Genomic DNA, 12,874 nt, shown 5'->3' with positions numbered 1-12,874 from the left:
GGACGGTGTGGAATAGCGCGTCCCCGCCACGTTCACGGGGGCGGCGTCTCGCCACCTGCTAAGATCGCGCCCGCTTGAAGCCTCCCCCTTCCCCATCCGCAGTGTGGACCCGCCGTCCCGCCCAGGCCGGCCCGGCCCTCGGCACGCACCGCGACCGCCCCGACCGGGACCCCGTCCGTGCGTGACCTGCTGATCGTCCTCCTGCTGGTGGTGTTCAACGCCTTCTTCGCGATGTCGGAGATGGCGGTGATGACCTCGCGCAAGAGCCGCCTGCGCCACATGGCGTCGACGAGTTCGCGCGCGCACAAGGCGCTGGAGCTCGCGGAGTCGCCCGAGAGCTTCCTGTCCGCCGTGCAGCTGTGGATCACGCTGCTCAGCCTGCTCACCGGCTACTTCGGTGGCGAGTCCATGGGCGAGAAGATCGCCGAACCGCTGCGCGACGTTCCTTCGCTCGCGCCCTACGCCACCTACATCGGGCGCGCCAGCGGCTTCCTCGTCGTGCTGTTCTTCTTCGGCCTAGTGGGCGAGCTGGTGCCCAAGCGCATCGGCACGCTGCGGCCCGAGTCGATCGCGGCGCTCGTCGCCTACCCCATGGATTTCTTCGCGAAGCTGGCGAAGCCCTTCGTCGTGCTGCTCTCGACCTCGACGCGCCTGCTCCTGCGTTTGCTGCGTCTGGGCGACAGCGGCGACGAAGCGGTGACCGAAGAAGAGATCCGCATGCTGGTGAGCGAAGGCCACGAGCAGGGCGTGATCGATGCCGACGAGCGCAAGATGATGAATCGCGTGCTCAGCCTCGGCGACCGCACCACCGAAAGCCTGATGACGCCCCGCACGCGCATCGTCTGGCTGGACGCTTCCGCCGAGCCCGCGGAAAACCTCGAGGCACTGCATGAGGCGCCCTTCTCGCGCTTTCCGGTCTATCGCGGCAGCGACTCGGACGTGGTCGGCATTCTCGAAGCGAAGTCGCTGCTGCGGGCGATCGGCCGCGGCCAGATGCCGGCGCTCTTCGAAAGCCTGCGCGAACCGCTGTTCGTGTCGGAGTCGACGCCCGCGCTCAAGCTTCTCGAGATCTTCCGCGAAGAGCAGCAGTCGCTCGCGCTGGTCGTGGACGAATACGGCGACATCAGCGGCCTGGTGACGGTCAACGACCTGATGGGTGCGGTGATCGGACGTATCCAGAACGACAGCGACGAACGCCCGAGCGGCATCGTCGTGCGCGACGACGGTTCACTGCTGGTCGACGGCTCGCTCGGTGTCGAGGAACTGCGCGAGCTGCTGGGTGCCGGCGAGCTGCCAGGCGAGGACGAACACGACTTCCACACCGCCGCAGGCATGGTGATCGCTCAATTCGGGCGTATTCCACACGCCGGCGAGCACTTCGAATGGAACGGCTGGCGCATCGAGGTGATCGACCTGGACGGACCGCGCGTCGACAAACTGCTGATGCAGCGCGTGTCGTCCGAGAATGAAGGCGACGATGCACGATCCGGCTGACGGCGACCACGATCGCAGCACCCGCGTGCTGCTCGACGGATTCGCCGACGCGGCGTCGACCCACAGGCTTACCTTCGCCGAACTCTTCGCGGGCCTCGGCGACCGCGCGTTCGGCATGTTGCTGATGGCCGCCGCGGCGCCGGCGTTCATTCCGATTCCCGGACTCGCGGGCGGCCTCAGCGGACCGCTGGTGGGGCTGGTCGGCGTGCAGCTCGTCGTGCGCCTGCAGCGCCCCTGGCTGCCGAAGTTCATCGGCCGCCGCAGTCCGCGCCCGACCACATTGGTGCACCTGCGCGATCGCATCGCCCCCTGGCTCGCACGCCTGGAGCGCGTCGTACGCCCACGCGCCGAGGTGCTGCTCGATCACTGGCTGCCAGGCATCGTCACCGGCCTGCTCGTGCTGGTGACGGGCCTGCTGCTCACGCTGCCGATTCCCTTCACCAATTACGCATTGGGCGTGCTGGTGCTGCTGTTCGCGCTGGCCTTCCTAGAACGCGACGGTGTGCTGATGCTCGTCGCCTGGGCGGGCGCGATCGCGTCGATCGTGGTGTTCGGCCTGCTGTCGGGAAGCCTTGCGCGAATGGCCGCGCAGTACTTTTGACTCAGGCGACGACTTCCTCTGCCACCAGGGCAAGGAATTCCTCCATCTCCAGCGGATGGCCCAGCCAGTAGCCCTGCGCCAGATCGCAGCGGCGCTCGCGCAGCAGCGCGTACTGGCCCTCCTTCTCGACGCCTTCGGCGACGACGGTGATACCCAGCGAATGCGCCATCGCGATGATCGCGGTGGTGAGCGCGAGATCGTCGGGATCGCGCAGCACGTCGGCGACGAAGCTGCGGTCGATCTTGACGCCATCGACGGGCACGCGGCGCAGGTGGCTCAGGCCCGAGAACCCGGTGCCGAAATCGTCCAGCCATACCTTCACGCCCAGCGACCGCAGGCGCGTGAGCAGTTGGCTCGCATGCGCTTCGTCGCTGATCACCGCGGTCTCGGTGAGTTCGATGTGCAACTGGTCCGGCGAGAGCCCGGCATCGCGGAGGCTCGCTTCCACCATGCGCGCGAGGTCGCCACTGCGCAGCTGGCGCGGCGAGACGTTGACGGAGACGAACAGCGGTTCGGCGTCGGCCGCACGCGCCTGCTCCCACAGCACCGCGTCGCCACACGCCGCGCGCATGACCTGCGGCCCGATCGTGTCGATCAGGCCGCTCTGCTCCGCGACGTCGATGAAGACCGACGGCGCGATGACGCCCTGCTCGTGATGACGCCAGCGCAGCAGCGCTTCCGCACCGACGAGACGCTGGTCCGCGAGGCGATACACGGGCTGGTAGACGAGACGCAGCTCGCCGCGGTCCCATGCCCCGCGCAGCTCGTTCTCGAGATGCACACGGCGCTCCACCGCCTCATTCATGGCGCGGCTGTAGAAGCGGTAGCAGTTCTTGCCCGCGACTTTCGCCTGGTACATCGCGATGTCGCCGTTCTTGAGCAGCGCCGTCGCACCGTCAGCATCCTCGGGGTAGAGCGTCACGCCCACCGACGTGCCGAGGAACACCTGCCTGCCCTGTACCACCAGCGGCTCGGACAGCACCTGCACGAGGCGTTCGGCGAGCTGCGTCGCGCCGGCGCGCACGTCGCCGTCCTCGACGAGGATCACGAACTCGTCGCCGCCGAAACGCGCGACCCGCGCATCGGCACCGCCCATCTCGGCCACGGTGTCGGAGATGCGGTGCGCGAACTGCAGCAACACTTCGTCGCCGGCGTCATGGCCGAGCGTGTCGTTGATGCGCTTGAAGTCGTCCGCATCGGCGAACAGCAGCGCGAGCTCGCGACCGGCGCCGTTGAGCTGCATGAGGCGCGCATCGAGCATCTCGCGGAACGCCAGGCGGTTCGCGAGGCCGGTCAGCGCGTCGGTGTAGGCCATGCGGCGGATCTCGCGATCATGGCGCGCGACGCTGTAACTCATGCGGCCGAACGCACGCACCAGATCGCCGAGTTCGTCCTTGCGACGACTCACGGGCATGCCCGTATCGAAATGCCCTGCCTCGATCGCACGCGCCGAATCCGCGAGCTCGCCGATCGGATGCACCAACGTGCGCTGGATCAGCGCCAGTACGACGCCACCGAGCGCGAGCAGCGCCGCACTCAGCAGCAGGATCGCGAGCAGCTGGCGATGGCCCAGATCGCGGATCTGCTGACGCAGCTGCGTCATCGCCGCCTGCTGGAAATCGCGGCCTTCGGTGCGATCGAAACCGACGCGCACACCGCCGAGCCGAGACCCGCCGATCAGGATCGGCGCCGACACGTCGAGGATGTCGCGCGTCGTCTGCGCATGCAGTTCGCGCGCGCCGATCGCCTCGAACGCGAGCGCATCGTCCATGCGCCGGCCATAAGTGGGGATGTCCGCCGTGCCGTCGTGGAGGATGTTGCCGTCGGCGTCGTACACCAGCACGTAGCGCACGCCCGGCTGGCGAAGCGTGCTCTTGGCGAGATCGCCGACCGCGTCGAGGTCGAAGTAGTACAGCGGATTGACCAGCGCCTTCGCGAGCTGCTCGGCGGTGCCGTCCGCGCGACGACGCAGGTTGGCGTCGAGCACCTGGTCGGTGGCCTGGCGCGACAGCCCTTCGACCGTCGTCTGCACTTCCTGCTGGCGCATCCAGAACAGCACCATCAGCGCGCTGGCCGCGAGGATCGCGAAGCCGACCATGGCGAAGAACTGCGCCTGCAGGCCGATGCGGAACCTCATTCGACGTCCGCCTTGATGCGGGCGACGCCGCGGCCGATGCCGGCCAGCGCGCGTTCGGACGCCGGGTCGAGCGGAAGGAAACGCGTGGTGCCGAAGAACGCGAGCAGCGCTTCGCGGCCGGCCGGATCGTTGGAAGCTTCGAGCAGCACTTCGCGCAGGCGCGCGGCGATGCGTGGATCGAGATCGCCGCGCACGACTTCCACGGCGCGCGGGTAGTCCGGCGTCTGGCCGATCAGCACGAAGTCGCGTCGGAACGTCGACGGCACACGTGCCGGGTTGTCCCAGTCGACGTTGCTCATCACGCCCGCGTCGACCAGGCCCTTGTGCACCCACGTCGCGATGTTGAGTTCGGAGCGCGCGAACAGGTAACCAACCGAGCCCGCAGCCGGCTGGTCGTCCGGCGACAGCAGGATTTCGAGGTGCATGCCGCGATCGAGCAGTTCGCCTGCCGGCACGTAATAGGCGCTCGTCGATGACGGGCGCTGGAACGCGATGCGATGGCCGCGCAGATCGTCGAGCGACGACAGACCGCGATCGCGACGGGCGAAGAACACGCTGCGGTAGCGGCTGACCCCGTCGCGCTCGGTGAGCAGCAGCGGGCGTGCACCGACGCGCTGGTTGAGCAGCATCGCGGTGCCGGCGGTTTCGGTGACCCAGTCCACGCGGCCGCGGCGCATGTAGCTCGCCATCTGCTGCGGATCGCGCGCCATCAGGATGCGGCCTTCGCGGATGCCGACGTCGGCCATGCGCGGCACGACGTAGTCGAGCAGCGGCTTGAGCTGGTCGTAGTGCTGGGCGGGGTCGTCGCTCACGCGTCCGAGCACGAGAACGCCGGACGACGACGTCTCACCCGCCGCCTCGAGCGAGGCGGGGGCCACGGCAAGCGCCAGCAGCAGGAACCAGGCGTAGCGAAGAACGCGCGTGATCAAGGCAGACGACCGGAGGGCCCTCGCGGAGCCTAAAGCAAAACCGGCCGGGTTTGGGACGTCCGTCGCGATCCGCGCCGTTTTCTTCACGGCGGTCGCTGCCGCCTACGAGGTCGAGCCCGGATCGCCGGCCAGTCGCGCCATGCGCTGCGCATCGGCCAGCACGCCGCGGAGCAGCCGGACGTCGCGCTCGTCCAGCGCGGCCCGGTTGAAGATGCGGCGCAGCTTGCGCATCGCGCTGTCGGGCATGCGGCCCTTGTGGAAGTCGATGGCATCGAGCGTTTCGGCCAACTGCCCGTAGAAGCCTTCCAGCTGCTCGTGCGAGGCGCGTGGATCGCCCGGTCCGGCGGCTTCCTCAGAATCCGCCCGCCCCAGCAGCGCCATCCGGACCTCGTAGGCCAGCACCTGCACAGCGGCCGCGAGGTTCAACGAGCTGTAGTCCGGATTGGCGGGGATGTGCACCGCCTGGTGGCAGAGGTGGAGCTCCTCGTTGGTCAGACCGGTGCGTTCGCGGCCAAACACGAGTGCGACGTCGCCATCGATCGCCGCATCGGCCAGCGCCACGGCCGCTTCACGCGGGTCGAGCTCGGGCAGCGCGACGCGGCGACTGCGGGCGGTGCAGCCCATGACGTGCGTGCAGCCCGCCAGCGCCGACGCGAGGTCGTCATGGCGCTCGGCCTGCGCCAGCACGTCGTCCGCGCCAGCCGCGAGGGCGTCGGACTCGGCATTCGGCGCTTTTTCCGGCGCGACCAGCACGAGCCGGCGCAGACCCATGGTCTTCATCGCGCGGGCCGCGGAACCGATGTTGCCGGGATGTTGCGTCCCCACCAGCACGATGCGGATGCGGTCGGCGGCGAGCGTCATGAAATCGGAGGTCATGCCCGCAATGGTAAGCTTCGCGCCCCGCCGTCGATGGCGGGATCGCTCTTTTCCACGGCCGCGCGCCCGGACATCCCCATGCAGAAACCCGCCATCACCTTGATGATCAAGGCCGCGCGCGCCGCCGGCAACGTGCTGCTCCGCCACATGCACAAGCTCGACGCACTGAACGTCGTCGAGAAGGGTCGCATGGACTTCGCCAGCGAAGTCGACTCGCTGGCCGAGAAGGAAATCATCAAGGAATTCCGTCGCGCGACCCCCGACTACGCCATCCTCGGCGAGGAAAGCGGTCCGCTGAACACCGGCGCGCGGGCACGCTATACGTGGGTGATCGATCCCCTCGACGGCACCAGCAACTACCTGCGCGGCATCCCGCATTTCTGCGTGTCGATCGCGCTGGTGGAGAACGGCGAGCCGATCCACGGCGTCATCTTCGACCCGCTGCGCAACGAGATCTTCGCCGCGAGTCGCGGCGCAGGCACGGTGCTCAACGACAAGCGCGTCCGCGTCGCCGACCGCAAGGATCTCGAAGGCGCGATGCTGATCACGGGATTCCCGCCGCGCGAGCGCGCGACCGCCAGCGCACAGCTCAAGTGCATCGACGGCCTGCTGCTGCACGCCGAGGACATCCGCCGCACCGGCTCGGCCGCGCTCGATCTCGCCTATGTCGCCTGCGGGCGCGCGGACGGCTACTTCGAGGCCGGCGTGAAGCCGTGGGACATCGCTGCCGGCGTGCTGATGGTGCGCGAGGCCGGCGGCAAGGTCGTCGACTACCGGGGTCGCGCGACGGGTCCGATGGACAATCGCGGGCTGGTGGGTCGTCCGCTGGTAGCCGGCAACCTCAAGGTCTGCGACGAATTGCAGAAGCGCATCGTCGACTCGGGTTACGCGACCGCATTCGACGCGGCGTAATCTTCGCGCATGTTCAAAAACCAAAAGGCCGCAGCGATGCGGCCTTTTGTTTGCCTTCGATTTCACTGAAGTTGATTGGTCCGCGTCGGGCCAATCGGAACATAGGCAAAACAAAAAAGGGCCGCATCGCTGCGGCCCTTTTCGTGATCCGTCGATCGCGGTCAGGGGCGACGTGCGAGCGCCGCCTCGTCCTTGGCCTTCGGCATCAGGTCCTGCTTGCTTACGCCGAACCACAGCAGCAGCGGGCAGGCGATGAAGATCGACGACAGCGTACCGATCACGGTGCCGATGATCTGCGCTTCGGCCAGGCCGCGCAGCGACGCGCCACCGAACAGGTACAGCGCCAGCATCGACAGGAACGCCACGAACGACACGATCACCGTGCGCGACAGCGTCTGGTTGATCGCCTTGTTCATGATCTCGCGCGGCGTGGCGCGCATGCTGCGGAAGTTCTCGCGCACGCGGTCGAAGACGACGATGGTGTCGTTGATCGAAAAACCCATGACCGCGAGAAGGCCCGCGAGCACCGTAAGGTCGAATTCGTGGCGCGTGATCGCGAACCAGCCGGCAACGATGCTGACGTCGTGCACGGTCGCGATGATCGCGCCCAGCGCGAACTTCAACTCGAACCGGAACGAGATGTAGATCAGTAGGCCCGCGAGCACGAAGATGAAGGCGTACAGCGACTTCCACGCGAGTTCCTTGCCGACCTGCGGGCCCACAAAGTCGCTGCGCACGACGTGTGCGGCGTTGCCCGGCGCACTCGCCGCCTGGACCACTGCCGCGGCCGTGCGGTCCTTGGCCTGGCCGCCTTCCGCCTGAAGGCGGACCATCAGCTCGCGACTGGTACCGAGGCCCTGCACCTGCGCACCGTGGAAGCCCGCAGCGTCGAGGCGGCTACGCACCTGGTCGGTGTCGACAGGCTGGTCGAAGCGCAGTTCCACCACCGAACCGCCGGTGAAATCGAGCGCGAAGTTGAACGTCTTGTCGAGCCCGCCCTGCGACGCGTGGAAGATCATCGCGCCGAACGAGGCCAGCATCAGCAGGCCGGCGATGGTCAGCGAGACCCACCGCAGGCGCATGAAGTCGACGTTGCTGTCGTACGGGAAAACATTGAAAGGCTTCATGGAAATGTCGTCCCTTAGATCGCGATCGACTGCAGCTTGCGGCGACGGCCGTAGATCAGCGTCGCAATCGCACGCGACACCGAAACCGCGGTGTACATCGAGGTCAGGATGCCGACGATGAGCGTCACGGCGAAGCCCTTGATCGGGCCGGTGCCGAACGCGAACAGCGCGAGGCCGGCGAGGATCGTCGTCAGGTTGGCGTCGGCGATCGTGCCCTTCGCACGCTCGTAGCCTTCCGAGATCGCCGTCTGCGGTGGCAATCCGAGTCGCAATTCCTCACGGATTCGTTCGTTGATGAGCACGTTCGCGTCGACCGACATGCCGACCGTCAGGGCGACACCGGCAAGGCCCGGCAGGCTCAACGTCGCGCCGAACACCGACAGGATGGCGACCACCATCAGCAGGTTCATCAGCAGCGCGAGGCTCGTGATGATGCCGAACATGCGGTAGTAGACGAGGAAGAACACGAGCGTGAACGCGAACGACGCGCCGACGGCGGTGAGGCCGCGCTCGACGTTCTGGCGACCGAGGCTCGGGCCGACGATGCGCTCTTCGACGAAGTCCATCGGCGCAGCGAGCGAACCCGATCGCAGCAGCAGCGCGAGGTCCGAGGCTTCGTTCGAGCTCGACAGGCCGGTGGTCTGGAACTCCTTGCCGAACACGCCCTGGATGGTCGCGACCGAGATCACTTCCTCGTTGACGCGCGTGGTGCGGACTTCCTTGCCGTCCACCATCTTCACTTCCGGCACGCGCTCGATGTACACCACCGCCATCGGCTTGCCGACGTTCTCGCTGGTGAAGTCGAACATGCGCTGGCCGCCGACGCTGTTCAGTCGGATGCTCACCGCCGGGGTGCCCGACTGCGGATCGGTGGTGGCAGTGGCGCCGACGAGCTGGTCGCCCGAGGTGATCACGCGCTTGCTGAGCAGCACCGGTGCACGCGGGCCGTTCGGCGTCTGCGCACGGCGGTAGTAGACGCGCGCCTCCGGCGGCACGGCGCCGGTGCGCACCGCATCGGCGGCATCACCTTCGATGACCGCGCGGTATTCGAGCGTCGCGGTCGCGCCGATGATGCGCTTGGCCTGCGCGGTGTCCTGCACGCCCGGCAGCTCGACGACGATGCGGTCGGTGCCCTGGCGCTGGATGATCGGCTCGCCGACGCCGATGGCGTTGATTCGATTACGCAGCGTGCTGACGTTCTGCTCGACGGCTTCGAGTGCGAGGCGCTGCTGTTCCGCGGCATTGATGCGCACGGTCATCGTGCTGCCCGCGGTGGTGATGTCCGCCGTCGGCTGGCTCTTCAGCACGAGCTGCTGCGCACGGGCGACGTCCTGCGGTGCCAGCGTGGCGACGACGCTGCCGTCCGGACGACGCTCGACCGACTCGTAGCGGATGCCGGCGTCGCGCAGCTGCACGCGCACGTCTTCGGCCAGCGCGTCGAGGCGCTTGTCCATCGCCGCCTTCTGGTCGACCTGCATCATGAAATGCACGCCGCCCTGCAGGTCGAGACCCAGCGTCATCGGCTTGGCGCCGATGTTGGCGAGCCACTCCGGCGCGGTCGAAGCAAGGTTCAGCGCGACGACGTAGTCGTTGCCCAGCGGATCGCGAATCATGTCCGCGGCCTTGACCTGCTGGTCCGGGTTCGCGAAACGAACGAGCATGCTGCCGTTCTTGATCTCGATGTCCTTGGCCGGCGTGCCCGCCTGCGCGAGCAGGCCGCTGACGCGGGTGCGGAGCGCGTTGTCGATCACGCCCCCACGGTTGGCGGTGATCTGGACGGAGGGATCCTGCGGGAACACGTTGGGCAGCGCGTACAGCGCGCTCAACAGCAGCAGGATGACGGCGAGGGCGTATTTCCAGCGCGGGTAGGTCAGCATCGAAGTCCAGGCGGCTCCCCGCCGCGTCCAAAGCGTGTAAGGGCGGCCGGAGCCGCCTTCAAGTCGTCGCGGCTCAGGCCGCCTTGAGCGTGCCCTTGGGCAGGACGTTGCCGATCGCGGACTTCTGCACGCGAACGCGCACGCCGTCGGCCACTTCGATCGTGACGAAGTTCTCGCCGATGTCGGTCACGGTGCCGGCGAGACCGCCGGCGGCCAGCACTTCATCGCCCTTGGCGAGCTTGTCGAGCATGCCGCGATGTTCCTTCGCGCGCTTCATCTGCGGGCGGATCATCAGGAAGTACATGACGAACACGACGATCAGGATCGGCAGGAAGCCGAGTACACCGGAAGCACCGCCGGGGGCGGCGCCCGTAGCCTGGGCGTGGGCGGCGGGAATCACGAAATCGAGCATGGACATGGGTGGTTCCGGCGAAAGCGACCCGGGATTATGCCACGTGCCCTGCCGGCTCCCGACCGACCTGTTCAGGCGCCCTCGCCGCTCCGACGAGCCGCGTAAAAGGCCTCGCGGAACTCTGCAAAGCGCCCCCGCCCGATCGCCTGGCGCATGCCCGCCATCAGGCGCTGGTAGTAGCGCAGGTTGTGCAACGTGCCCAGCACCGGGCCGAGCATCTCGTTGCAACGGTCGAGGTGGCGCAGGTAGCTGCGCGTGTAGCCGTTGCGGCAGGCATAGCAGTCGCAGCCTTCCTCGATCGGCCGCGTGTCGCGTTCGTACTTGGCATTGCGCACGCGGACGACACCGGTCGACGTGAAGTAGTGCCCGTTGCGGGCGTTCCGCGTCGGCATGACGCAGTCGAACATGTCGACGCCGCGCGCCACCGCCTCGACCAGGTCTTCCGGGCGCCCCACGCCCATCAGGTAGCGCGGACGATCCGTCGGCAGCTGCGGGACGGTGTGCTCGAGCATCGCGTTGCGCTCGTCCTCGGTCTCCCCGACCGCCAGGCCGCCGATCGCGTAGCCGTCGAAGCCGATCGCCTTCAGGCCGTCGGCGGACGTCGTGCGCAGGTCGCGATGCACACCGCCCTGCACGATGCCGAACAGCGCGGCGTCGTTGCCTTCATGCGCACGCTTGCTGCGTTCGGCCCAGCGCAGGCTCAGTTCCATCGAACGACGGATCACATCGGGGGACACCGGCACGCCGTCCTTATGCACGGGCGGGCACTCGTCGAAGATCATGACGATGTCCGAGTCGAGCACCTTCTGGATGTGCATGCTCTCCTCGGGGCCGAGGAAGACCTTGGCGCCGTCGGTGGGCGACGCGAAGGTCACGCCCTGCTCGGTGATCTTGCGACGGTGCGCGAGCGAGAACACCTGGAAACCGCCGGAGTCGGTGAGGATCGGGCCGTTCCAGCGCGAGAAGCCGTGGAGGCCGCCATGGTCGGCGATGACGTCGAGACCCGGGCGCAGGTACAGATGGAAGGTATTGCCAAGGATGATCTCGGCGCCGAGTTCGCGCACCTGGTCGGGTGTCACGCCCTTGACCGAGCCGTAGGTGCCCACCGGCATGAAAGCGGGCGTCTCCACCGTTCCCCGCGGGAACGTGAGACGACCGCGACGGGCGACGCCGTCGGTGCCGAGAAGCTGGAAGGACATGCGGCTCATGGCTGGGTCGTGTTCCGGTGTTCGTTGTCGAAAGCGCGCACGTGGGTCGCTTCAGCGCGTTGCGGTGCGTGGGGGTATTGCGCCGGGATGTCAGTCGCGACCCCACAGCAGCATCGCGTCGCCGTAGGAAAAGAAGCGATACCGCGCGTGGATCGCATGACGGTAGGCGTCGAAGATGCGCGTGCGGCCGACGAAGGCCGACACCATCATCAGCAGCGTGCTCTGCGGCAGGTGGAAGTTGGTCACCATCGCGTCGACGCTGGTGATGCGATAGCCCGGCAGGATGAAGAGCTGCGTCTCGCCCGCGAACGGCACGATTTCGGCCATGCCGTTCTCATCGCGACGCGTCGCGCTCTCGAGCGCGCGAACGACCGTCGTGCCGACCCCGATGACGCGACCACCCGCCTCGCGCGTGCGGCGGATCTGCTCGACCAGCGACGCGCCGACGTTGATCCATTCGCTGTGCATCACGTGTTCGCTCAGATCGTCGACGCGCACCGGCTGGAACGTACCGGCGCCGACGTGCAGCGTGACGTGACCGAACTCGACGCCCATCGCGCGCAGTTGGTCGAGCAGCGCCTCGTCGAAGTGCAGGCCTGCGGTCGGCGCGGCGACGGCGCCGACCTCCTTCGCGAACACGGTCTGGTAGCGCTCCGCATCGTCCTGCCCCGGCTCGCGCTGGATGTACGGTGGCAACGGCAGGCGTCCGGCGTGCAACAGCCACGATTCGAGCGGCTCGTTGACCTCGAACTGCAAGTCGTAGAACCCGCCCTCGCGGCCGAGCACGCGCGCGACGCCGCCGGCATCGAGTTCGATTTCGGCGCCCGCCTTCGGCGACTTGCTCACCCCGAGCTGCGCGCGTGCGCGGTCACCGCCCAGCAGGCGCTCGATCATGATCTCGACGCGCCCGCCCGTGGCCTTCTGGCCGAACAGGCGGGCGGGAATCACGCGGGTGTCGTTGAAGACGAGCAGATCGCCGACGCGCAGCAGGTTCGGCAGGTCGCGGAACACGCGATCCTCGAACGGCACGTCCCCCGGCGGCACCACCAGCAGGCGGCTGGCCGAGCGCTCGGGCAGCGGCGCCTGGGCGATCAGCTCGGGCGGAAGTTCGTAGTCGAAGTCGGACTTCTTCACGCGGACGGGGACCATCGTCGGCCGTTCATCCGCGGCGCGGACGGCCGCGTAGTGTACCGGCGCGGCGGGGGTTATCGGCGCAAAAACCGCGTGTTAGCATGGCCGCAACCTTTTGAATGGAAACGGAAAACGCCTCGCGCGCGCTTCCGCGCCCGCGTCTTTCCCGC

11 protein-coding genes are annotated in these 12,874 nt (G+C 67.8%); 3 read left to right on the top strand and 8 right to left on the bottom strand.

Annotated features, from left to right (window positions below):
• The first annotated feature begins 177 nt into the window (after positions 1–177).
• The gene (locus DWG18_RS03985; protein ID WP_115645613.1) at positions 178–1,494 is read left to right on the top strand and encodes a hemolysin family protein; all 1,317 of its coding nucleotides are present in this window, start codon (positions 178–180) and stop codon (positions 1,492–1,494) included.
• Positions 1,478–2,095 carry an exopolysaccharide biosynthesis protein gene (locus DWG18_RS03980; protein WP_162823693.1) on the top strand — a complete coding sequence of 206 codons (618 nt, stop codon included), beginning with the start codon at positions 1,478–1,480 and terminating at the stop codon, positions 2,093–2,095. The genes DWG18_RS03985 and DWG18_RS03980 overlap by 17 nt, the downstream gene beginning before the upstream one ends.
• 1 nt (position 2,096) lies before the next feature.
• On the opposite strand, the gene DWG18_RS03975 is transcribed toward DWG18_RS03980, so the two are convergent.
• The 3 genes from DWG18_RS03975 to DWG18_RS03965 form a co-directional block, all read right to left on the bottom strand.
• On the bottom strand, positions 2,097–4,232 hold the full coding sequence (locus DWG18_RS03975; RefSeq protein ID WP_115645609.1) for an EAL domain-containing protein: 2,136 nt from the start codon (positions 4,230–4,232) through the stop codon (positions 2,097–2,099).
• Positions 4,229–5,110 carry a phosphate/phosphite/phosphonate ABC transporter substrate-binding protein gene (locus DWG18_RS03970; protein WP_115648023.1) on the bottom strand — a complete coding sequence of 294 codons (882 nt, stop codon included), beginning with the start codon at positions 5,108–5,110 and terminating at the stop codon, positions 4,229–4,231. The genes DWG18_RS03975 and DWG18_RS03970 overlap by 4 nt, the downstream gene beginning before the upstream one ends.
• Positions 5,111–5,263: 153 nt before the next feature.
• Positions 5,264–6,022 carry an RNA methyltransferase gene (locus tag DWG18_RS03965; RefSeq protein ID WP_115648021.1) on the bottom strand — a complete coding sequence of 253 codons (759 nt, stop codon included), beginning with the start codon at positions 6,020–6,022 and terminating at the stop codon, positions 5,264–5,266.
• A 93-nt stretch (positions 6,023–6,115) separates the two neighbouring features.
• Here DWG18_RS03965 and DWG18_RS03960 point away from each other — a divergent pair, with 93 nt between their 5' ends.
• Complete coding sequence (locus DWG18_RS03960) at positions 6,116–6,949, top strand: inositol monophosphatase family protein (protein ID WP_115648022.1); 834 nt, start codon at positions 6,116–6,118, stop codon at positions 6,947–6,949.
• 161 nt (positions 6,950–7,110) lie between these two features.
• On the opposite strand, the gene secF is transcribed toward DWG18_RS03960, so the two are convergent.
• From secF to queA, 5 genes are all read right to left on the bottom strand, one after another.
• Complete coding sequence (gene secF / locus DWG18_RS03955) at positions 7,111–8,082, bottom strand: protein translocase subunit SecF (RefSeq protein ID WP_115645607.1); 972 nt, start codon at positions 8,080–8,082, stop codon at positions 7,111–7,113.
• A gap of 8 nt (positions 8,083–8,090) precedes the next feature.
• Positions 8,091–9,953, bottom strand: coding sequence for a protein translocase subunit SecD (gene secD / locus DWG18_RS03950; protein ID WP_115645605.1), 1,863 nt, complete (start codon positions 9,951–9,953; stop codon positions 8,091–8,093).
• 73 nt (positions 9,954–10,026) lie between these two features.
• The gene (gene yajC, locus DWG18_RS03945) at positions 10,027–10,371 is read right to left on the bottom strand and encodes a preprotein translocase subunit YajC (protein ID WP_115645603.1); all 345 of its coding nucleotides are present in this window, start codon (positions 10,369–10,371) and stop codon (positions 10,027–10,029) included.
• 65 nt (positions 10,372–10,436) lie between these two features.
• Positions 10,437–11,573 (bottom strand): tRNA guanosine(34) transglycosylase Tgt, encoded by a 1,137-nt coding sequence (gene tgt / locus DWG18_RS03940; RefSeq protein WP_115645601.1) that lies wholly within the window; start codon positions 11,571–11,573, stop codon positions 10,437–10,439.
• A gap of 90 nt (positions 11,574–11,663) precedes the next feature.
• Entirely contained in the window at positions 11,664–12,707 is a 1,044-nt protein-coding gene (queA, locus tag DWG18_RS03935) for a tRNA preQ1(34) S-adenosylmethionine ribosyltransferase-isomerase QueA (protein ID WP_115648020.1), read from the bottom strand.
• Between the last annotated feature and the right edge of the window lie 167 nt (positions 12,708–12,874).

This window comes from Lysobacter sp. TY2-98 (assembly GCF_003367355.1).
In the GTDB taxonomy this organism is placed as follows: Bacteria; Pseudomonadota; Gammaproteobacteria; order Xanthomonadales; family Xanthomonadaceae; genus Cognatilysobacter.
This window is presented reverse-complemented; position numbering and strand designations above follow the sequence as displayed.